This is a genomic window from Mycolicibacterium sp. XJ2546 (assembly GCF_053483195.1).
The window spans coordinates 80,362-102,211 of record NZ_JBEFRW010000017.1 but is presented as its reverse complement, the minus strand read 5'-3'; the positions used below and the strand labels follow the sequence as shown (position 1 = coordinate 102,211).

18 protein-coding genes are annotated in these 21,850 nt (G+C 67.8%); 10 read left to right on the top strand and 8 right to left on the bottom strand.

The genetic code is table 11. The annotated features are described in order from the left end of the window. Positions 1-32 precede the first annotated feature (32 nt). Entirely contained in the window at positions 33-1,841 is a 1,809-nt protein-coding gene (locus ABQE44_RS22050) for a fatty acyl-AMP ligase (protein WP_448431904.1), read from the top strand. Positions 1,842-1,850: 9 nt separating this feature from the next. After that, positions 1,851-2,630, top strand: coding sequence for an enoyl-CoA hydratase/isomerase family protein (locus ABQE44_RS22045; RefSeq protein WP_448394285.1), 780 nt, complete (start codon positions 1,851-1,853; stop codon positions 2,628-2,630). Here the strand turns inward: ABQE44_RS22045 and panB are convergent. Next, positions 2,627-3,460 carry a 3-methyl-2-oxobutanoate hydroxymethyltransferase gene (gene panB / locus ABQE44_RS22040; RefSeq protein ID WP_448394284.1) on the bottom strand — a complete coding sequence of 278 codons (834 nt, stop codon included), beginning with the start codon at positions 3,458-3,460 and terminating at the stop codon, positions 2,627-2,629. The genes ABQE44_RS22045 and panB overlap by 4 nt on opposite strands. Positions 3,461-3,620: 160 nt before the next feature. Here panB and ABQE44_RS22035 point away from each other — a divergent pair, with 160 nt between their 5' ends. The 7 genes from ABQE44_RS22035 to ABQE44_RS22005 all read left to right on the top strand — a co-directional run bounded on the left by ABQE44_RS22035 (position 3,621) and on the right by ABQE44_RS22005 (position 14,084). Beyond that, entirely contained in the window at positions 3,621-5,012 is a 1,392-nt protein-coding gene (locus ABQE44_RS22035; protein WP_448431902.1) for a WS/DGAT/MGAT family O-acyltransferase, read from the top strand. A 45-nt stretch (positions 5,013-5,057) separates the two neighbouring features. Then, a complete protein-coding gene (locus tag ABQE44_RS22030) occupies positions 5,058-6,572 on the top strand; it encodes an alpha/beta hydrolase (RefSeq protein ID WP_448431900.1) in 1,515 nt (504 codons plus the stop codon). A gap of 77 nt (positions 6,573-6,649) precedes the next feature. After that, positions 6,650-8,179: an alpha/beta hydrolase gene (locus ABQE44_RS22025; RefSeq protein ID WP_448394281.1), complete on the top strand. Its 1,530-nt coding sequence runs from the start codon at positions 6,650-6,652 to the stop codon at positions 8,177-8,179. Between the two features lie 61 nt (positions 8,180-8,240). Further along, entirely contained in the window at positions 8,241-9,581 is a 1,341-nt protein-coding gene (gene glnA / locus ABQE44_RS22020) for a type I glutamate--ammonia ligase (RefSeq protein ID WP_448394280.1), read from the top strand. 31 nt (positions 9,582-9,612) lie between these two features. Then, positions 9,613-12,588: a bifunctional [glutamine synthetase] adenylyltransferase/[glutamine synthetase]-adenylyl-L-tyrosine phosphorylase gene (locus ABQE44_RS22015; RefSeq protein WP_448394279.1), complete on the top strand. Its 2,976-nt coding sequence runs from the start codon at positions 9,613-9,615 to the stop codon at positions 12,586-12,588. A gap of 9 nt (positions 12,589-12,597) precedes the next feature. Then, positions 12,598-13,230: a PaaI family thioesterase gene (locus ABQE44_RS22010; protein ID WP_448394278.1), complete on the top strand. Its 633-nt coding sequence runs from the start codon at positions 12,598-12,600 to the stop codon at positions 13,228-13,230. Beyond that, a complete protein-coding gene (locus tag ABQE44_RS22005) occupies positions 13,227-14,084 on the top strand; it encodes a TIGR03619 family F420-dependent LLM class oxidoreductase (RefSeq protein WP_448431915.1) in 858 nt (285 codons plus the stop codon). Before ABQE44_RS22010 ends, ABQE44_RS22005 begins: the two co-directional genes overlap by 4 nt. Positions 14,085-14,087: 3 nt before the next feature. On the opposite strand, the gene ABQE44_RS22000 is transcribed toward ABQE44_RS22005, so the two are convergent. Together ABQE44_RS22000 and glnA (ABQE44_RS21995) are read right to left on the bottom strand one after the other, a co-directional pair. Beyond that, on the bottom strand, positions 14,088-14,570 hold the full coding sequence (locus tag ABQE44_RS22000) for a DoxX family protein (RefSeq protein ID WP_448394276.1): 483 nt from the start codon (positions 14,568-14,570) through the stop codon (positions 14,088-14,090). Between the two features lie 85 nt (positions 14,571-14,655). Further along, positions 14,656-16,092: a type I glutamate--ammonia ligase gene (glnA, locus tag ABQE44_RS21995; RefSeq protein ID WP_448394275.1), complete on the bottom strand. Its 1,437-nt coding sequence runs from the start codon at positions 16,090-16,092 to the stop codon at positions 14,656-14,658. A gap of 158 nt (positions 16,093-16,250) precedes the next feature. Between glnA (ABQE44_RS21995) and ABQE44_RS21990 the strand changes: the two genes are divergently transcribed. After that, a complete protein-coding gene (locus ABQE44_RS21990) occupies positions 16,251-16,739 on the top strand; it encodes an RDD family protein (RefSeq protein WP_448394274.1) in 489 nt (162 codons plus the stop codon). 2 nt (positions 16,740-16,741) lie between these two features. On the opposite strand, the gene ABQE44_RS21985 is transcribed toward ABQE44_RS21990, so the two are convergent. Genes ABQE44_RS21985 through ABQE44_RS21965 form a run of 5 tightly spaced genes read right to left on the bottom strand, consistent with a single transcriptional unit; the run spans position 16,742 to position 21,848 of the window. After that, positions 16,742-18,544, bottom strand: coding sequence for an amidohydrolase (locus ABQE44_RS21985; RefSeq protein WP_448431898.1), 1,803 nt, complete (start codon positions 18,542-18,544; stop codon positions 16,742-16,744). An 18-nt stretch (positions 18,545-18,562) separates the two neighbouring features. Further along, entirely contained in the window at positions 18,563-19,315 is a 753-nt protein-coding gene (locus tag ABQE44_RS21980) for a DUF4191 domain-containing protein (RefSeq protein WP_448431896.1), read from the bottom strand. Positions 19,316-19,319: 4 nt separating this feature from the next. Next, positions 19,320-20,252 (bottom strand): lipoyl synthase, encoded by a 933-nt coding sequence (gene lipA / locus ABQE44_RS21975; protein ID WP_448394271.1) that lies wholly within the window; start codon positions 20,250-20,252, stop codon positions 19,320-19,322. Continuing rightward, complete coding sequence (gene lipB / locus ABQE44_RS21970; RefSeq protein ID WP_448431894.1) at positions 20,249-20,935, bottom strand: lipoyl(octanoyl) transferase LipB; 687 nt, start codon at positions 20,933-20,935, stop codon at positions 20,249-20,251. Before lipB ends, lipA begins: the two co-directional genes overlap by 4 nt. 10 nt (positions 20,936-20,945) lie before the next feature. Then, positions 20,946-21,848 carry a TIGR01777 family oxidoreductase gene (locus ABQE44_RS21965; protein WP_448394269.1) on the bottom strand — a complete coding sequence of 301 codons (903 nt, stop codon included), beginning with the start codon at positions 21,846-21,848 and terminating at the stop codon, positions 20,946-20,948. Positions 21,849-21,850 lie beyond the last annotated feature (2 nt).

Genomic DNA, 21,850 nt, shown 5'->3' with positions numbered 1-21,850 from the left:
TTAGAGCATGTTTACAGTCTTAGACTGTGCTTATGAAACTTGGAGGATCGATCGAGGAATACCTGGACTCCGAGGGCCATATTGTCGTTCCCGACGGCGCCACGCTGACGTCATATCTCGAGAGCAACATCGCCGATCTGGGCGATTCGGTCGCCTTCCGGTATCTCGACTACCGCGGGAATCCCGACGGCAGGCCAATCGAGTTGAGCTGGAACCGCCTGGGCGTCCGGCTGCGCGCCGTCGGAGCACGCCTTCAGCAGGTCACCGAACGAGGGGACCGCGTGGCGATCCTGGCGCCTCAGGGTGTCGACTACGTGGTCGGCCTGTTCGCGGCGATCGCCGCAGGCAATATCGCGGTGCCGCTGTTCGCCCCCGAACTGCCCGGACACGCCGAACGGCTGCGTGCGGTGATCAGCGACTCCGAACCGACGGTGGTGCTGACCACCACCGAGGGCGCAGAAGCCGTGCACCAGTCCCTGGAGACGGTCTCGCGTCACCGGCGGCCCCGTGTCATCGCCGTCGACGCGCTGCCCGACTCCGTGGGCAAGCTGTTCGCGCCCGTCGCCGCGGGCACCGACGACATCGCGTACCTGCAGTACACCTCCGGCTCCACCCGCACACCGGCCGGTGTGGAGATCACCCACCGGGCCGTGTGCACCAACGTCGTGCAGATGATCCTGTCGGTTGGGCTGGACCGCGACATCCGCAGCGTCAGCTGGCTACCGCTGTTTCATGACATGGGCCTGCTGATGGTGATGTTCCCGGCGCTGTGCGGCGGGCAGCTCACGTTGATGTCACCGATGGCGTTCGTGCGTCGGCCCTACCGCTGGATCCGCGAGCTCGCCGCCGAGTCCAAGTACGGTCGCACGTTCGCCGCCGCGCCGAACTTCGCCTTCGAGCTCGCCGCGCAGCGCGGCCGTCCGCCCAAAGGTGAAGATCTCGACCTGAGCAACGTCGGCGGGTTGATCAACGGCTCCGAACCGGTCAGCATCGGCTCGATCGAGAAGTTCAACGAAACCTTCGGCCCCTACGGTCTGGCGCCCACCACCATCAAGCCGTCCTTCGGCATGGCCGAGGCCACCCTGTTCGTCTCCACGATCGACCCCGAGGCCGAGGCCAAGGTGGTCTACCTCGACCGTGAGCACCTGGGCGACGGGCGTGCCGTCGAAGTGGCAGCAGACGCCGAAAACGCGGTGCCCCAAGTATCGTGCGGCCGGGTGGCGCGCAGCCAGTGGGCCGTCATCGTCGACCCGAACACGGGCGCCGAGTTGGCCGACGGTCACGTGGGTGAGATCTGGCTGCAGGGCGCCAACATGGGTCGCGGCTACTGGGGCCGTCCCGACCAGACCCAATCGGTATTCCAGAACAAGCTGGAGTCGCGGCTGGATGCCAGCCACGCCGAAGGCGCTCCGGCGGGCGCGTACTGGATGCGTACTGGGGATCTGGGCATGTACCTCGACGGTGAGCTCTTCATCGTCGGGCGCATCAAGGACATGATCATCGTCGACGGCCGCAACCATTATCCGCAGGATCTGGAGGCCACCGCGGCGGCGGTATCGCCTGCGGTGCGTGCCGGTTTTGTGGTCGCGTTCGGGGTGCCCGACGGGACCGGTGAACGGTTGGTGATCGTGGCGGAGCGCGCCCCCGGCGCCGGCAAGGCCGATCCGGAACCGATCGTCGAGGCGATCCGCGCAGCCGTGTCACGCCATCACGCGCTGCGGGTGGCAGATGTGAAACTGGTTGCGGCAGGCACAATTCCGCGGACCACCAGCGGCAAGCTGGCGCGCCGCGCGTGCCGGACCGAGTACCTGGACGGCAAGCTGGGACCCGTTGCCGGTTAAAGTCCAGGGGTGAGCGAATACGAGACCATCAAGTTCGAGCAGTCCGGGGCCATCACCCAGATCACGCTGAACCGGCCCGACGCGGCAAATGGCATGAGCGGGACCATGACTCGCGAGTTGGCTGACGTCGCCAAACGCTGTGACACCGACGCCACCAAGGTGGTGGTCCTCACCGGGTCGGGACGTTTCTTCTGCGCCGGAGGCGATCTGAAGGACTTCGCCACCGCGCCCGACCGCGCTCAGCACGTCAAGGGTGTCGCCGACGACCTGCACCGCGCCATCTCGAGCTTCGCGCGGATGAACGCCGTGCTGATCACGTCGGTCAACGGCACTGCCGCGGGAGCCGGGTTCTCCGTCGCCGTTACCGGTGATCTGGTCCTGGCCGCCGAGTCCGCGTCGTTCACGATGGCCTATACCCGCGTCGGGCTCAGCCCCGACGGCAGCGCCTCCTATTTCCTGCCGCGGCTGATCGGCATCACCAAGACCAAGGAGTTGATGCTGACCAACCGCACGCTTTCCGCGCAGGAGGCGTCGCAGTGGGGTCTGGTCACGGAGGTCGTCGCCGACGCCGAACTGGCCGACCGGACAGCGCAGCTCGCCGAGCAGATGGCCGCCACCTGCGCCGGATCAAACGGGGGAGTCAAACAACTGCTGCTCAGCACCTTCAAGAACGGCCTCGAGGAGCAGATGGAGCACGAGAGCCGGCTGATCGCCGAACGGGCCGGGTCCGCCGACGGCCGCGAAGGTGTCGACGCGTTCCTTGCTAAACGGAAAGCGGAGTTCGCCTAGAACGAGTGCTCGTCGGCGGGGAACTCTCCGCTGGCCACCTCGTCGGTGTACTGCGTTGCGGCGCGGCGCAATTCGGCACCCACCTCGCCGAACCGCTTGACGAACTTGGCCGTCTTGCCGCTGGTGAGCCCGGCCATGTCCTGCCAGACCAGCACCTGGGCGTCGCAGTTGGGTCCGGCGCCGATACCGACGGTGGGGATGGTCAGCTTGCCGGTGATCTGGGTGGCCAACTCGGCGGGCACCATCTCCATGACGACGCTGAACGCACCGGCCTCCTGCACCGCGATCGCATCGTGGATGGTCTGCTCGGCGGCGTCGCCGCGGCCTTGAACGCGGAAGCCGCCCAACCCGTTGACGCTCTGCGGGGTGAAACCGATGTGCGCCATCACCGGGATGCCCGCCGCGCTGATCGTCGCGATCTGCTCGGCCACGCGTTCACCGCCCTCGAGCTTGACCGCGTGCGCGCCGGTCTCTTTCAGGAACCGGGTGGCGCTCTGGAGGGCCAGGGAAGCGCTTTCCTCATAACTGCCGAACGGCATGTCGGCGACCACCAGCGCGTGCGGGGCGCCGCGCACCACGCCGCGCACCAGCGGGATGAGCTCGTCAATGGTCACCGGCACGGTGGTGTCATAGCCGTAGACGACGTTGGCCGCCGAATCGCCGACCAACAGCACCGGGATGCCGGCGTCGTCGAATATGGCTGCGGTGGAGTAGTCGTAGGCCGTCAACATGCCCCACTTGTGGCCTTCGGCCTTCCACTTCTGAAGGTGGTGAATGCGCGTTTTGGTCCGCGGTGCGGAGGCAGCGCCGTACACGGTCTGCTCAGACATCGTTGTCCCCTAGTGGGTGGGTCGGGTCGAATCCTCGAGGCCGAAACGGTCCCCGGGTTTCGTCTGACCCTGTCAGTCTGCCACTGCGGGCGCGGAAAGTTAAAAGACGGGTTGAGTGGATTTCCTCACACCCGTCCCTGACCGGCCTACGATCGGCGGCATGCAGCGGCTCAGCGGCCTCGACGCCAGCTTCCTTTATCTCGAAACCGCCACACAGCCACTGCATGTGTGCTCGATCCTGGAACTCGATACGTCGACCATGCCGGGCGGCTACACGTTCGAGCGGTTCCGCGAGGAGTTGAGCGAGCGGATCAAGGCGATGCCGCAGTTCCGCGAGAAGCTGGCCGACAGCCGGTTCAACCTCGACCACCCGGTGTGGGTGGAGGACCGCGACTTCGTCGTCGACCACCACCTGCACCGCATCGGCCTACCCGGACCGGGTGGACGCCGCGAACTCGCCGAAATCTGCGGCCACATCGCGTCTTTGCCGCTCGACCGCAGCCGTCCGCTGTGGGAGAAGTGGGTGATCGAGAACATCGACGGCACTGACCCGTACGAGGGCGGGCGCCTGGTGGTGATGACCAAGGTGCACCACGCCGGCGTCGACGGGGTGACGGGCGCCAGCATGATGTCGCAGCTGTGCAGCACCGAACCCGACGCACCCGCGCCGGAGCCCGTCGAGGGATCCGGTGACGCCAGCGGACTCGAGATCGCCGTCAGCGGCGCGCTCCGCTTCGCCACCCGGCCGCTCAAGCTCGTCAACGCGGTGCCCGAAACGGTGACGTCGGTGGTGGACACCGTGCGGCGCGCCCGCTCCGGGCTGACCATGGCGACCCCGTTCTCGGCCCCGCGGACGGTCTTCAACGCCAACGTCACCGCGCATCGCAACGTCGCGTTCGCCGAACTCGACCTCGAGGACATCAAGACGGTGAAGAACCACTTCGAGGTCAAGGTCAACGACGTGGTGCTGGCGCTGGTCTCCGGTGTGCTGCGCAAGTTCTTGGACGACCGCGGCGCGCTGCCAGAGCATTCGTTGGTGGCGATGGTGCCGGTTTCGGTGCACGAGAAATCCGACCGGCCGGGCCGCAACCAGGTGTCGGGCCTGTTCTCCCGGTTGGAAACCCACATCAAGGACCCAGCCGAACGGCTCAAGTCCATTGCCGAGGCCAATTCGGTTGCCAAACAACACAGTTCGGCGATCGGGGCAACGCTGCTGCAGGACTGGACACAGTTCGCCGCCCCTGCGGTGTTCGGCGCGGCGATGCGGGTGTACGCCGCGAGCCGACTCAGCGGGGCCCGGCCGGTGCACAACCTCGTCGTCTCCAACGTGCCCGGCCCTCAGGTGCCGCTGTACTACCTGGGCTGTGAGGCCAAAGCGATGTATCCGTTGGGGCCGATCTTCCACGGCTCCGGGTTGAACATCACCGTGATGTCGCTGACCGGAAAGCTCGACGTCGGCATCGTGTCGTGCCCCGACTTGCTGCCCGAGCTGTGGGATATGGCTGATGATTTCAAGGCCGCGCTCGACGAGTTGCTCGCCGCCACCCGATAGCCGTCCAGCCAGGACATATTCGGGGTCATGGCAGCATGTTGTGCCATGAGACTCAGGATCGGGGTCCTCGCGACCGCAACGCTGCTCCTCGTCGCCGGATGCAGCACGACGGTCGACGGACGCGCCGTCATCGCGGTGCCCAGGCCCGGCACGCCGGTGCAGTGGGAGCCGTGCCAGTTGGAGGGCGGCGCGGAGTCACGGGTGCCCCAGGGCGCCGAATGCGGGATGTTGTCGGTGCCGGTCGACTACGACAAACCCGACGGGGACGTCGCCCGGATCGCGCTGATCCGGTTTCCGGCCACCGGCGACAAGATCGGTTCGCTGGTCATCAACCCGGGCGGCCCTGGGGAGTCCGGGGTTGAGGCCGCCGCCAGCGTCGCGTCGTCGCTGCCGGAGTCGGTCCGGGAACGCTTTGACATCGTGGGCTTCGACCCGCGCGGGGTGGCGAACTCCACGCCGGCGTTGTGGTGCAACTCCGACGCCGACAACGACCGGTTGCGCGCCGACCCGCAGGTCGACTACTCGGAGGAGGGCGTCGCCGAGATCGAGGCGGAGACCAAGGCGTTCGTACAGCGCTGCGTGGACAAGATGGGCGAGGAGTTCCTCGCCAACGTCGGCACCGACAACGTGGCCAGGGACCTCGACGCCATCCGCGAAGCCGTCGGCGACGAGAAGTTGACCTACCTGGGCTACTCCTACGGCACCCGGATCGGCGCGACGTACGCCGAGAACTATCCGGACAAGGTGCGGGCGATGATCCTCGACGGAGCCGTCGACCCCAACGCCGACCCTGTCGAGGCCAACGTCCGCCAGGCAAAGGCCTTCCAGACCGCGTTCGACGACTACGCCGCCGACTGCGCGGCCACCGGACCGGACTGCCCGCTGGGCGACGATCCCGCCAAGGCCAACGAGGTGTACCACAGCCTGGTTGACCCGCTGGTGCAGGAGCCGGCCGAGACCCGCGACCCGCGGGGGCTGAGCTACTCCGATGCGATCGTGGGCACGATCCTGCCGCTGTACTCGCCGAACCTGTGGCGTCACCTGACCCAGGCGCTCAGCGAGCTGGAGGACGGCACCGGCGACACCATGCTGGCGTTGGCCGACCTCTACATGGGCCGCGACCAAAACGGCCACTACAACAACTCGACCGACGCGCGGGTGGCGGTCAACTGTGTCGACAAACCCGCGGTGACCGACCGGGCCAAAGTCGTCGAGGAGGACCGGCGGGTCCGCGAGGCAGCACCGTTCTTGAGCTACGGCGAGTTCACCGGGCACGCCCCGCTGAGCACCTGCGCGTTCTGGCCCGTGCCGCCGACCAGCGAACCCCACGAGATCGAGGTCGACGGGCTGCCCCCGGTGCTGGTGGTGTCGACCACCAACGACCCGGCCACACCGTACGAGGCGGGTGAGGAGCTGGCCAAACAGCTCGGCGGCACCATGCTCACCTACGAGGGCACCCAGCACACGGTGGTGTTTCAGGGTGACAAGTGCGTGGACGACATCGCCGCCCGCTACCTGATCGACCTGGAGCTGCCACCAGAAGGTGCCCGCTGTCCCTGATCCGGGGGGCCCCACCAGATCACATCACGGTCACCGTTGGATCGCGGCTGCGATCGTCGCCCCGCCGCCATGCCACGATGGCTGCCATGTGGCGGGTGGGCCGGTTGCTGGGCGTTGCTGTGCTGACGGCGATGTTGGCGTGCCCGAACGCCTCGGCGGCGCCGCCGGGTCAGACCGCCGCGCACTACGGGCAGTCGCCCGTCTGGGGTGGCTGCCAGCAGTGGGTGACCGACACCAGCGCGATCCCGACCGCGCAGTGCGCCACGGTCGCGGTGCCCGTCGACTGGGATGAGGCGGCCAATCCGCAAGCGGCCCAAGCGCAGTTGGCGGTGATCCGAATACCGGCCAGCGGCGACCGGATCGGCGTGCTGATGGTGAACCCCGGCGGTCCTGGCGCGTCGGCAGTGAACACCGTCGCGGGGATGGGAGCCGCCCTGGCCGGCAGTGAAATCGGGCGGCACTTCGATCTGGTCGGCTTCGACCCCCGCGGCGTCGGGCATTCCACCCCGCAGTTGCGCTGCCGCACCGACGCCGAGTTCGACGCCTTCCGCCGCGAACCGATGGTCGACTACAGCCCGGCGGGCGTCGCACGCATCGAGCAGCTGTACGCACAGCTCACGCAGATGTGCGTCGACAAGATGGGCACCGACTTTTTGGCCAACGTCGGCACCGCGTCGGCGGCACGCGATATGGACGTCGTGCGCGCCGCCCTCGGCGAAGACGCGATCAACTATCTGGGCTTCTCCTACGGCACCCAGCTCGGCACGGCCTACGCCGAACACTTCGGCGACCGGGTGCGCACGATGGTGCTCGACGGCGCGGTCAACCCCGGGCTGGACCCGATCGCCGCCCGGATCCGCCAGATGGCCGGTTTCCAAGAGGCTTTCGAGAAGTATGCGGCGGACTGCGCGCAGTCGGCGGGCTGTCCGCTGGGCACCGACCCGACGCAGTTCGTCGCCCGCTACCGCCAGTTGGTGAACCCGTTGGCGCAGCGACCGGCCTACACTTCGGATCCACGCGGCCTGAGCTACGCCGACGCGATCACCGGAACGGTCAACGCGCTCTACTCCCAGCGGTATTGGACGTATCTGACCAGCGGGCTGCTGGGATTGGCGCGTGGCACCGACGCCGGTGATCTGCTGCTGTTGGCCGACGACTACCACCGCCGCGACAAGTCAGGGCACTACAGCAACCAGCAGGACGCGTTTCTGGCCATCCGCTGCGTCGATGCGCCGTACCCGACCGACACCGCGTCCTGGGTGGCGGCCGACGCCCAGATCCGGCAGGTGGCGCCGTTCATGGCCTACGGCGCCTTCACCGGGTTCGCGCCGCGTGATCTGTGCGCGATGTGGCCGGTGCCGCCGACGTCGTCGCCGCGGCCCGCGTCCACACCCGGCCCCGGCAAGGCCGTGGTGGTGTCGACCACCGGCGATCCGGCCACGCCGTACCAGGCCGGCGTCGACCTGGCGCGTCAGCTGCAGGCGCCGTTGATCACGTTCGAGGGCACCCAGCACACAGTGGTGTTCAACGGCGACGCGTGTGTGGACACTGCGGTGGTGAACTACCTGGTCGACCTGACGGTCCCGCCCGACGGCCTGCGGTGCTGACCGCGCACATCCGCAGCGCCCGTGTAACACAGAGTTAACAGCTCGGACCTACGCTGCGGACATGGATCGGCAGAAGGAATTCGTGCTGCGCACGCTGGAAGAACGCGATATCCGCTTCGTCCGGTTGTGGTTCACCGACGTGCTCGGATACCTCAAATCGGTCGCCATCGCGCCCGCCGAACTCGAGGGGGCCTTCGAAGAGGGCATCGGCTTCGATGGTTCGGCGATCGAGGGCTTCGCCCGGGTGTCGGAGGCCGACATGGTCGCCCGCCCGGACCCGTCGACGTTTCAGGTGCTGCCGTGGACGTCCAGTTCGGGCGATCACCATTCGGCGCGGATGTTCTGCGACATCACCATGCCCGACGGCTCACCGTCGTGGGCGGACTCGCGCCACGTGCTGCGCAGGCAGTTGTCGAAGGCCAGTGACCTGGGCTTCTCCTGCTACGTGCATCCGGAGATCGAGTTTTTCCTGCTCAAACCCGGTGAGAACGACGGAAGCCCGCCGGTGCCCGCCGACAACGGCGGCTACTTCGACCAGGCCGTGCACGACGCCGCCCCCAACTTCCGCCGCCACGCCATCGACGCGCTCGAGCAGATGGGCATCTCGGTGGAGTTCAGCCACCACGAAGGCGCACCCGGCCAGCAGGAGATCGACCTGCGCTACGCCGACGCGCTGTCGATGGCCGACAACGTCATGACGTTCCGCTACGTCGTCAAGGAGATCGCCCTGGGCGAGGGCGTGCGCGCCACCTTCATGCCCAAACCGTTCGGGGAACACCCCGGTTCGGCCATGCACACCCACATGAGCCTGTTCGAGGGCGAGGTCAACGCGTTCCACAGCCCCGAAGATCCGCTGCAGCTGTCCAACGTGGCCAAATCGTTCATCGCGGGCATCCTCGAGCACGCCAACGAGATCAGCGCGGTCACCAACCAGTGGGTGAACTCCTACAAGCGGCTGGTGCACGGCGGCGAAGCGCCGACGGCGGCGTCGTGGGGTGCGGCCAACCGTTCGGCGCTGGTCCGGGTGCCGATGTACACCCCGCACAAGGTGTCCTCGCGACGCGTCGAGGTGCGCAGCCCCGACTCCGCGTGCAACCCGTACCTGACCTTCGCGGTGCTGCTGGCCGCCGGGCTGCGTGGTATCGAAAAGGACTACGTGCTGGGCCCGGAGGCCGAGGACAACGTCTGGACACTGACCTCTGAGGAACGCAGCGCCATGGGCTACCAGGAACTGCCATCGAGCCTCGGCATGGCGCTGACCGAGATGGAGAACTCCGAGCTGGTCGCAGAAGCGTTGGGCGAGCACGTTTTCGACTACTTCCTGCGCAACAAGCACGCCGAGTGGGAAAACTACCGCAGCCACGTCACGCCGTATGAGCTGAAGTCGTATCTGTCCCTGTAGCTGCTCAACGCGCTTGCGCTAACGTCAAGCCGTGGCCAAACCAGCGACGCAGCGTCCGAAGCTGCCCAGCGTCGGCCGGCTAGGACTGGTCGAACCGTCCGCGCCGGCCGATCTGGATCGGCTGGGCTGGAACACCGACGGGCACACCGATCTGCTGTGGTCGCTGTCGCGCGCACCCGACGCCGACACGGCGCTGAAGGCGGTGGTGCGGCTGGCCGACGCGGTGCGGGTCGGCTGGGCCGAACTCAACGAGCAGCTGCTGACCGACCGTGCCCTGCGCGGCCGGCTGTTCAGCATCCTGGGGTCGTCGCTTGCGCTCGGCGATCACCTCGTCGCCCACCCGGACTCCTGGCGGCTGCTGGCCGGCGACGTGACGTTGCCGACGGCCGAGCAACTGCGCCACCAATTCGGGTCGCTGGCCGAAAAGCTCACGGACACAACGGCTGCGCTGCAACCGTTGCGCACGCTGTACCGGGACCGGCTGCTCGTGCTGGCTGGCCTAGACCTCGCATCCACCGTGGAGAACGAACCCGTACTGCCGTTCACGACGGTCGCGGCGCACCTGTCGGATCTGGCCGACGCCGCGCTGGGCGCCGCGTTGACGGTAGGGATCGCCGCGGTGGGCCTGGACCCGAACGAGGCGCCGCGGCTAGCCGTGATCGCGATGGGCAAATGCGGTGCGCGCGAACTGAACTACGTCAGCGACGTCGACGTCATCTTCGTGTCCGCCAACGACGAAACGGACCTCGCCGCTGCCACCCGGGTCGCCGGAGAGATGATGCGGTTTGCCGCGGACGCCTTTTTCGAAGTCGACGCCGCGCTGCGGCCGGAGGGTAAACACGGCCAGCTGGTGCGCACGCTGGACTCCCACATCGCCTATTACCAGCGCTGGGCCAAGACCTGGGAGTTTCAGGCGCTGATGAAGGCCAGACCCGCCGCGGGCGACGCCGAACTCGGCCAGGCCTACGTCGACGCGCTGATGCCGATGGTGTGGACCGCCTGCGAGCGCGAGGATTTCGTGTCCGAGGTGCAGGCCATGCGACGACGCGTCGAGGAGCTGGTGCCCGCCGGGGTGCGCACCCGCGAGATCAAGCTCGGCACTGGGGGCCTGCGCGACGTCGAGTTCGCCGTGCAGCTGCTACAGCTGGTGCACGGCCGCAACGACGAATCCCTGCGGGTGGCCTCGACCGTGGACGCGTTGGCGGCGCTGGGCGCCGCCGGGTACGTCGGCCGCGACGACGCCGCCAACCTGACCGCCTCATACGAGTTCCTCCGGTTGCTCGAGCACCGGCTGCAGCTGCAGCGTCTCAAGCGCACCCACATGCTTCCCGACGAGGACGACGACGAGTCGCTGCGCTGGCTGGCCCGGGCCGCGCACGTCCGTCCCGACGGCAGACATGACGCGCTGGGGGTGCTGCGCGAAGAGCTCAAGCGACAGAGCATGCGGGTGTCGCGGTTGCACGCCAAGCTGTTCTACCAACCGCTGCTGGAGTCGGTCAGCGGAGCGGCACCCGGTCTCGAGGAAGGCATGACGCCCGCGGCCGCCGAACGTCAGCTTGCCGCACTGGGTTACGAAGGCCCGCAGAGCGCGCTGGCTCACCTCGGGGCGCTGACCGCAGGCGGCGGGCGGCGCAGTCAGGTGCAGCGGGTGCTGCTGCCGACGCTGCTGGACTGGCTGTCCGACACACCGGACCCCGACGGTGGGCTGCTGGCCTACCGGCGGATTTCCGAGGCGCTCGTCGAGCACCGCTGGTATCTGGCGACGCTGCGCGACGAAGGTGCCGTCGCCAAGCGGCTGATGAAGGTCTTGGGCACCTCGGCCTACATCCCCGAACTGTTGATGCGCGCACCCGAGGTCATCCAGCAATACGCCGACGGCCCGAACGGAGCCAAGCTGTGCGACGTCGACCCCGAGGGGGTGGCGCGCGCGCTGATCGCCTCTGCCGGAAGGCATCCCGACCCGAAGCGGGCGATCGCCGCCGCACGCACCCTGCGTCGTCGCGAGCTGGCCAGGATCGCCTCGGCGGATCTGCTCGGCATGCTCGAGGTGACCGATGTGTGCGCGGCGCTGACCTCGGTGTGGGTGGCGGTGCTGCAGTCCGCGCTGGTGTCGGTGATGCGCGCGAATACGCGCGACGGTGTGGCGCCTGCACGCATCGCGGTGATCGGCATGGGTCGCCTGGGCGGTGCGGAGTTGGGCTACGGCTCCGATGCCGACGTGCTGTTCGTATGCGAAGCCGAAGAAGGAGTTGAGGATTCGGTCGCCGTGCGCTGGGCGACGACGGTAGCCGAACAGTTGCGGGCCCTGCTGGGCTCACCGAGCGCCGACCCGCCGCTGGAGGTGGACGCCGCACTGCGCCCGGAGGGCCGCAACGGTGCGCTGGTGCGCACGCTCGCGTCGTATGAGGCGTACTACTCGCAGTGGGTGCAGCCGTGGGAGGTGCAGGCGCTGCTGCGCGCCCATCGGGTCGCCGGCGACCTCGATCTGGGCGAGCGGTTCCTGTTGATGGTCGACAAGATCAGGTATCGGGCGGGCGGGATGTCCGCCGAGGACGTCCGCGAGATCCGGCGGATCAAGGCCCGCGTGGACGCCGAGCGGTTGCCGCGCGGTGCGGACCCCAACACCCACACGAAGCTGGGTCGCGGCGGGCTGGCCGACATCGAGTGGACGGTGCAGCTTGTGCAGCTGCGGCACGCGCACGAGGTTGCCAGCCTGCACACCACCTCGACGCTGGAGGCGCTCAACGCCATCGGCGCGGCCGAGCTGATCGCCGAAGGCGACGTGGACCTGTTGCGGCAGGCGTGGCTGACGGCCACCGGCGCGCGCAACGCGCTGGTCCTGGTGCGCGGTAAGCCGACCGACCAACTACCCGGTCCCGGCAGGCAGCTGAACGCCGTCGCGGTGGCCGCAGGCTGGGACAGCGACGACGGCGGTGAGTTCCTGGACAACTACCTGCGGGTGACCCGCCGGGCAAAAGCAGTGGTACGAAAGGTCTTTGATGGATAGGCAGCGCCGATGAGCATGGAATTCCGATACGACGTCGTGACCGCGCAGGAGTATGATCGGCTGCGCTCGCTGTACGGACCGCTGGCCGAGTCGCTGCGCCGACTCATCTCCGCGGGCGTGCACACCGACGTCGACGAGAACACCGTGCGCGACGCGCAGTCGGCGATCGAAGCCGCCACCGAGATGCTCGAACGCAAGCAGCGCTCCGCCACCACGTTGATGGACGAGAGCACCGGTCGACCGCTGCCGCTGGCCAATCCCGCCGTCGGACTTCACAATGCGATCGCTCCGCCGATGGAGATCCACCACGAGGACGACGGGCGGTGCTGGAGCGAGTTCAATCTGGGGATCGCCTATGAGGGGCCGCCGGGCTGGGTGCACGGCGGCATCTGCGCGCTGGTGCTCGACCACATCCTCGGCGAAGCGGCCACCGACGCGCTCGTCAAACCGAAGTTCACCGGCAGCATCACGCTGCGGTACCTGCGCGGGACCCCGCTGGGGCCGGTGCGCGCCGAAGCGTACGTCGACAGGGTCGAGGGCGCCAAGACCTATGCTCGCGGCTCGCTCAGCGCCGCCGAGGGCACCACTGTGGAGGCCGAAGGCATCTTCATCGTGCCGGCGTGGGCCAGGGACGCCGGATGAACTTTTATGTCAGCCTGGCCTTTCTCGACACCCGTGAGGCCGTCGAAATCGCCAAGGCTGCAGACGATCTCGGATACGAGGGTTTGGGTGTGCCGGACCATGTCGTCAACCTCGAGACACTGAAGACGCCGTATCCGTACACCAAGGACGGACGCCGAAGGTGGGAACCGTTCACCGACTGGCCGGACGCGTGGGTGCTGATCGGCGCGCTGGCCCTGGTCACCTCGCGGGTGCGGTTCGTCACCACGGTGTATCTGCCCGCTATGCGCGACCCGTACTCGGCGGCGAAGTCGATCGGCACGGCAGCAGTGCTGGCCGAGGGCCGCGTGGAGTTGGGCGTCGGCGTCGGCTGGTGTGAAGAGGAATTCACGTTGATGGGCCAGCAGTTCGCGCGGCGCGGTAAGCGCACCGACGAGGTGCTGACGCTGATGAAGGAACTCTGGAAGCCCGGTTATACGGAGTTCGACGGGGAGTTCTATCAGACGCCCCGGCTGGAGATGGAGCCGTCGCCGCCGCCGATCCCGATCTACGTCGGCGGGCTGTCCGACATCGCGTTACGCCGCGCGGCGCGCCACGACGGCTGGATCGGCGACCTGATCACCACCGAGCGCGCCATCGAACGCGTCCAGCGGTTGAGGCAGCATCGGGCCGAAAACGGGCTGTCGATGGACGATTTCACGGTGATCACCCCGCTGACCGACGCGTTCACCCCCGAGCACTACGAGCACGCGGCGGCCAACGGCATCACCGGCATCATCACGATGCCGTGGATGTTCTACAGCGGACCGCAGGCGTCGTTGGCCGAGAAGATCGACGGCATGCGCAAGTTCCGCAAGGACCTCGCGCTCGACTGAGCGCTACCGCCGGAAGCGGCTGAGCAGACCGCGGCGGGGTGCAGCGGTTGTGGTTCTGGTCGTGGTGGCGGCTACCGGGCGGCGTCTGCCGTCGATGGAGTAGGCGCCGGCGCCGATGGTGGCCAGCAGCAGGAAACCGAAGCAGAACAGCAGCGCCGCTTCGCCGCCGTTGGCCATCGGCCAGAAGCTCTGCGGCTCGCCTTCAAGCGGCGGCCAGTGCTGCCAGAAGTACGCGACGGCCATCTCGCCGGCGGCGATGAAAGCGGCGATGCGGGTGAACAATCCCACGGTGATCAGAAGGCCGGCGACCAGTTCGATCACCCCGGCCCACCACATGGGCCAGCTGCCGAAGGGGACCGAGGTACCCAGCGGCCAGCCGAACAGTTTCGATGAGCCATGGATGGCGAACAGCAGACCGAAGATAACGCGGAAGGCGGTCAGCGCCGCCGGCGAGTACGTGTTCAGGCGGTTGTTCAGGGTCGTCATTGAAAGACCCTAACGCCGATTCGGGCCGGGCGCGCCAAAGTCGCCCGGCCCGAACTGGTCAGCGCTGAATTACACGTCGTAGTACTTACACGTCGTAGTACAACGCGATCTCGTAGGGGTGCGGCCGGATCTGCACCGGCATGATCTCGTTCTCACGCTTGTAGGAGATCCATGTCTCGATCAGGTCCTCAGTGAAAACGCCGCCCTCCGTGAGGTATTCGTGGTCGGCTTCGAGCTTGTCGATGACCGCCGACAGCGACGTCGGCGCCTGCGGGATGCTGGCGGCCTCGTCCGGCGGCAACTCGTAGAGATCCTTGTCGACCGGCGCCAGGGGCTCCATCTTCTTCTTGATGCCGTCCAGGCCGGCCATCAGCATCGCCGCGAACGCCAGGTACGGGTTGCCCGAGCTGTCCGGACAACGGAACTCCAGACGCTTGGCCTTCGGGTTGTTGCCGGTGATCGGGATGCGCACGCAGGCGCTGCGGTTGCGCTGGCTGTACACCAGGTTGATCGGCGCCTCGTAGCCGGGCACCAGCCGCTTGTAGGAGTTCACCGTCGGGTTGGTGAACGCCAGCAGCGACGGCGCGTGGTGCAGGATGCCGCCGATGTAGTGGCGCGCAGTGTCGGAGAGCCCGGCGTAGCCCGACTCGTCGTGGAACAGCGGCTGACCGTCCTTCCACAGCGACTGGTGCGCGTGCATCCCGGAGCCGTTGTCACCGAACAGCGGCTTGGGCATGAACGTCACGGTCTTGCCGGCCTGCCAGGCGGTGTTCTTGATGATGTACTTGAACAGCAGCAGATCATCGGCTGCGTGCAGCATCGTGTTGAACTTGTAGTTGATCTCGGCCTGGCCGGCGGTGCCGACCTCGTGGTGGCCGCGCTCCAGGATGAAGCCGGCGTTCTGCAGGTTCGTGCACATCTCGTCGCGCAGGTCGACGAAGTGGTCGTATGGCGCGACCGGGAAGTAGCCGCCCTTCGGGCGCACCTTGTAGCCGCGGTTGGCGCTGCCGTCGGACTCCACCGACTCGCCGGTGTTCCACCACCCGGCCACCGAGTCGATCTCGTAGAACGTGCTGTTCATCTGCGAGTCGAACGACACCGAGTCGAAGATGTAGAACTCAGCTTCGGCACCGAAGTACGCGGTGTCGGCGATACCGGTGCTGGCCAGGTAGTTTTCCGCCTTGCGGGCCACGTTGCGCGGGTCACGCGAATAGGCCTCGCGGGTGAACGGATCGTGCACGAAGAAGTTCAGGTTCAGCGTCTTGGCGGCGCGGAACGGATCGATGCGTGCGGTCTCGGGATCCGGCAGCAGCATCATGTCGGATTCGTGGATGGACTGGAATCCGCGCACCGACGAGCCGTCGAAGGCCAAGCCGTCTTCGAAGACGTCCTGCGTGAAGGCCGAAGCCGGGATCGAGAAGTGCTGAACGACGCCGGGCAGATCGCAGAACCGAATGTCGACGTACTGTACGTCTTGGTCCTTGATCAGCTTGAGAATGTCGTCGGCGGTCTTTTCTGCCACTGAGTTCTCTCCTTATATTTCGTAACCCGCGCGTTGACGCTAAGGACACGATGTTGCACGGTCGTCAACCGGATGTTGCGCCGAAGTTACGCAATGTCCCTCGGTGACTTGCTGCTGGCGGCCGGTGGCCCCGGCGGGGTCACACATATCCTGTCACTATGGCCCGCGCAGATGGTTTTCGGCTGGGGTCCTGGTTATCGGGACCGAGCAGTGATCTGGGACCCAACGACTACCCGGGACAGCGACTCGGTCTGCCCGAGACCGGGCCAGGCTCGATCGCCCGGTTCGGCAGGCGCATCGGTGCGCTGCTGATCGACTGGTTCATCGCCTACGGGCTGGTGGGGCTGGCCGTGGGCGTCGGGCTGGTCAGCCGCGACGACTTTTTGTACACCCCGCTGGGGTCGACGTCGATCGCGCTGGTCTGGGTGGTGCTCGGCATCATCTCGGTGCGGCTGTACGGTTTCACCCCCGGCCAGTACGCGCTCGGGTTGCGGGTGGCGTCGATCGACCACCGGATGCACGTCGGCCTCGGGCGCGCCACCGTGCGCAGCCTGCTGGTGTTCTTCGTCATCCCCGCGCTGTTCACCGACGGTGATTTCCGTGGTTACCAGGACCGCTTCACCAACACCGCCGTCGTACGCCGCTGACGTCACACCTCGTGGCGGATCTGCCCGTTCATCATCGTCAGCGCCACGGTCGCCTTCGCAATGTCGTTCGGGTCGACGTCGAGGATGTTCTCGTCGAGCACGATCATGTCGGCGAGCTTGCCGACCTCCAGCGAGCCCACCCGGTCGTCCATCCGCAGCTGGTAGGCCGCACCCATCGTGTTGGCGTACACCGCCTCGGCGACCGACAACCGTTGGTCCGCGGGCGCGAGTACCGCGTCGCCCTGCTGGCCGATCAGCTGGCGGGTGACCCCGATCTGGATCGCGTCCAGCGGCTTGTAGGTGGAGAAGTATCCCGCCGCGGGCCAGTCGGTGCCCATGGAGATGCGCCCGCCGGACCTCAGCACGTCCTGAGGCCGATACAGCAGATCGGCTCGCGGCGGGCCGTAGCGCGCCACCATGTTTTGCATGGTGTCGGGATCCGGCGACATCCAGTTCGCCGAAAACTGCGCGACGACGCCGAGGTCACCGAAGCGACCGTTGTCGGGGTCCTCGACGTAGACCAGATGGGCGATCGCGTGCCTGCGGTCGCGCGGGGGGTTGGCGGCCACGGCGCGCTCGATCGCGTCGAGGGCGACGCGCGTCGTGCGTTCACCGCAGGCGTGCACATGCACGTCGAAGCCGGCGGCGTCGACCTCACCGATCAGGCGGTGCCACTGTTCCTCGGTGAACGGTGATCCGCCGGTGGAGTCCGGTTTGTCCGCATAAGGTTCGATCAGCCAGGCCGTGTAGCCGCCCTGGGTGCCGTCGCCGACGATCTTGACGACGTCGGCGCGCACCAGATCCGTCGAGAACCGGTTGCGGATGTCGGTGATCTGCGCGACGACGTCATCGGCAGGCGCGGACTTCACGCTGTAGGAGGCCACCACCCGAAACGGCAACTGTCCGCGTTGTTCGACGTCGGTATACAGGCCGATGAGCGCGCCCTGATCGGCGCCGATGGGTGGCACGCCGGCGTCGAACACCGACGTGATGCCCGCCGCGGACGCCTTTGGCGTCCATTCCTCCAGCAGCCGCCCCATGGTTTCGGCGGAGATCGGCTCGATGGCATCGACGAGACTCAGCGCCGCGTTCACCTCCAGCACGTATCCGGTCGGATCGCCGTTCTGGTCGCGGGCGTAATAGCTGAACCCGGGAACCGGATCCTCGGTGTCGCGGTCGACACCGGCCAGCTCGAGGGCCTCGCTATTGGCCCACAGGCTGTGCCCGTCGATCGCGAAGAAGAACCCGGGCCGGTCCGGTAGGACGCGGTCCAAGTCGGCGCGGGTCGGGCCCTCGGGCCCGAACATGTCCACGCGCCAACCGAATCCGCGTACCGGTCCGGTCGGATACTCCTGCGCGTAGGCCTCGATCGCGGCCAGCGCGTCGGCGCCCGTCGGCACCTGCAGGTCGACGCCGGAGGTGAGGAACGCGCCGAGAAACGGGTGGATGTGGCCCTCGACGAAACCCGGCATCAGCAGCCGGCCGGCCAGGTCGATCACTCGGGTGCCCGGACCGGCCAGCGCCATCGCGCCGTCCTCGTCGCCGACATGGATGATCGTGTTGCCGCGCACGGCCACGGCCTGCGCCCACGGGTCCGCGCCCGCGACGGTGTAGATCGGGCCGTTGCGGAACACGTAGTCTGCGCGATCATCAGCGCCTGGCGACGCCGTCGGTTGGGGGTCTTGTGAGCGTGGCGCGCAGGCGGTCAGCGCCGTCGCCGCGAGCACGAGCCCCGCGGTGCGCAACACCGTGCGGCGGGTGGTGATTGCCGTGAAAGCCGGCGCCCATTCACATGCTGTACACATCTGGCCGGCGACTCGACGTCAGCGTCGCCGGACGGTGCGCTGCACGCCGCGCATTTTGGCTTGGGCAGGCAGCGGACCCTTGGGCATGGCGGCGGGGCCGACCTTGGTGCCCAGCGCGGCCAACCGGGACTCCAGCGAGTCCAGCTGCTTGACGGTGATGTTGGCAGGCAGCTTGTTGAGATGGCGTTCGAGCTTGGCCAACGGGACCTCACCCTCGCCCTTGCCGATGATGATGTCGTAGATGGGGATGTCGCCGACCAACCGGGCGGTGCGCTTTTTCTCCTGGGCAAGCAGCGGTTTGACCCGGGTCGCGGAGCCCTCGCCGACGAAGATCACGCCCGGTCGTCCGATCACCCGGTGCACTGCGTCGAAGTGGCCGGTGGCCGCGACGCCGGGGGTCACCCGCCACTTACCGCGCATGTTCTCCAGCGCCCACGCGGCCGCGCCGGCCTGCCCCTCGGCCTTGCGGTAGACCGACTTCTGCGCGCGCCGGCCGAAGATGATGAAGGCGACGAGCGCTCCCAGCACTATGCCGAGCGGAATCATCATGTAGGTGCTGAACCCGCCGGCCATCAAGCCCAGCACCACCGACGCGCCCACGATCACCACGAACGCGGTGATCATGTAGGGCAGCAGGCGCTTGTCCTCTTTGCGTTGGACCTGAAACGCCTGCCACAGCTGCGTGCGGCGCTGCTTGGACGCCGCCTTACGGGCCGCCTTGGCTTCGGCTTTCGCGGCCTTCACGGCCGCGGGATTGCGGGTTTTCGCCATGCGTTCAGGATACGGAGTCCGATGTCGCCTTCGCCTGGGCATACAGCCGGCCGGCCCGATACGACGACCGCACCAGCGGCCCGGCGAGCACCCCGGCGAATCCGAGCTCTGCTGCGAACTGTTCGTGCTCGACGAACTCCTCGGGCTTGACCCACCGCTGCACCGGGTGGTGCCGCACCGAAGGGCGCAGATACTGGGTGATCGTGACGATGTCGCAGCCGGCGTCGTACAGCTCGCGCAGGGCCTCGCGCACCTCCTCGGGCGTCTCGCCCATCCCGAGGATGAGGTTGGACTTGGTCACCAGCCCGTACGCGCGCGCCGCGGTCAGCACCTGCAGGCTGCGGTCGTAGCGGAACCCGGGCCGGATCCGCTTGAAGATGCGCGGCACCGTTTCCAGGTTGTGCGCCAACACTTCTGGGCGTGCCTCGAAGACCTGCTCCAGCAGCGCGGGTTCACCGTTGAAATCGGGGATCAGCAGTTCGACGCCGGTGTCGGGGTTGAGCGCCTTGATGGCCCGCACGGTCTCGGCGTACAACCAGGCGCCACCGTCGGGCAGATCGTCGCGGGCCACCCCGGTGACCGTCGAGTAGCGCAGCCCCATGGTGTGCACGCTCTCGGCGACGCGGCGCGGCTCGTCGCGGTCCAGTTCGGCGGGCTTGCCGGTGTCGATCTGGCAGAAGTCGCAGCGCCGGGTGCACTGTTCGCCGCCGATGAGGAAGGTGGCCTCGCGGTCCTCCCAGCACTCGTAGATGTTGGGGCAACCGGCTTCCTCGCAGACGGTGTGCAGGCCTTCGCGCCGGACCAGGGCCTTGAGCTCCTGGTATTCCGGGCCCATCTTGGCGCGCGTCTTGATCCACGGCGGCTTGCGCTCGATCGGAGTCTCGGCGTTGCGCACCTCCAGACGCAGGAGCTTACGGCCTTCCGGTGTGACGGTCACGTCGTCAATGCTACTGACAGCCGGCCGTCGAGCGCGTCGCAAACAGCTTCGATCACCGGGCCCAGCACCTCGTCGATGCCGACCCGGCGGCCCAACTCGGCGCTCAGCGAGGTGACCCCGGCGTCGGCGATACCGCACGGCACGATCGCGTCGTAGGCGCTCAGGTCGCAGTCGCAGTTCAGCGCGAACCCGTGCTGCGTCGTGGCCCGCGACACCCGGATGCCGATGGCGGCGACCTTGCGCGTCGGGCGCGCCCCGTCACCAGGCATCCACACCCCGGAGCGACCCGCCACCCGGCCGGTGGCCAGCCCGAGGTCGGCGCACACCTTGATCAACGATTCCTCAATGCGCCGAACGAAGTTCACCACGTCGACCGGTTCGGCGAGCCCGACGATCGGATAGCCCACCAGCTGTCCCGGCCCGTGCCAGGTGATCTTGCCGCCGCGGTCGGTGTCGACGACCGGGGTGTCCGAGACGTCGGGGAGTGGACGCTCCTCCGGCAGGGTGCGCCGGCCCGCGGTGTACACCGGCGGATGCTCGAGCAGCAGCAACGTGTCCGGCCCGCCGGCGACGCGGGCATCGGCCAGCTCACGCTGCAGCTGCCAGGCCGTTTCGTAGTCGACGGTGCCCAGTCGGCGCACGTCAACCGGTGACTGCACCGACCGGATCGACATTGCCGCCATGGATAGAAATCTACGTGTGGTTGCCGCCGGTGGCGAATGCCAGCGCCTCGCCGATGGTGTTGTGGTGAAACCGGAAACCCGCCGCCTCTAGCACCGCCGGAATAACGCGCTGGCCGCCGAGCAGGCCCTCGTCGGCGAACTCGCCGAGCAGCGCGCGCACCGCGAAGCCCGGCACCGCCAGCGGGGTGGGACGGTTGACCGCCCGGCCGAGCGCCGCGGTGAACTCGGCGTTGGTGACGGGCGCGGGCCCGGTCACGTTGACCGGACCGGACAGGTCGCGGTGGGCGATCGCGAACATCAGCGCGCGTACCTCGTCCTCCAGGCTGATCCACGGCATGTACTGGCGGCCGTTGCCCAACCGCGCGCCCAGCCCGAGCGAGAACAACGGCTTCAGCCGGCCCAGGATGCCGCCGGACGGGGCCAGCACCAGCCCGGAGCGGGCCAGCACCACCCGCGCCCCCGCCTGCTGGGCGGCCATGGTGGCCTCCTCCCAGTCCTGGCACAGCTGGGCCAGAAACCCGTCGCCGGACGGGGCGGACTCGTCGGTGATGCGGCTGTCGGTGTCGCCGTAGTAGCCGACCGCGCTGGCGTTGATCAGCGTCGGGACCTCCGCCGCCGCGACCGCCGAGGCCAGCACCTCGGTGGGCGCGATGCGGCTGTCGCGCAGGCTCTGCTTGAACGCGCCCGACCAGCGTTTGGCGCCGAGGCTGACCCCGCACAGGTTCACCACGGCGTCGACGCCGGTCAGCACACCGGCATCGAACTCGCCGGTGTCGGGGTTCCAGAACACCTCGTCGACGTTGGACGGGGCCCTGCGCACGATCCGCAGCACCCGGTGGTCGGTGGCGCGTAGTGCGTACACCAGCGCCGTGCCGATCAGGCCGGACGAACCGGCGATCGCGACAACGGACATCG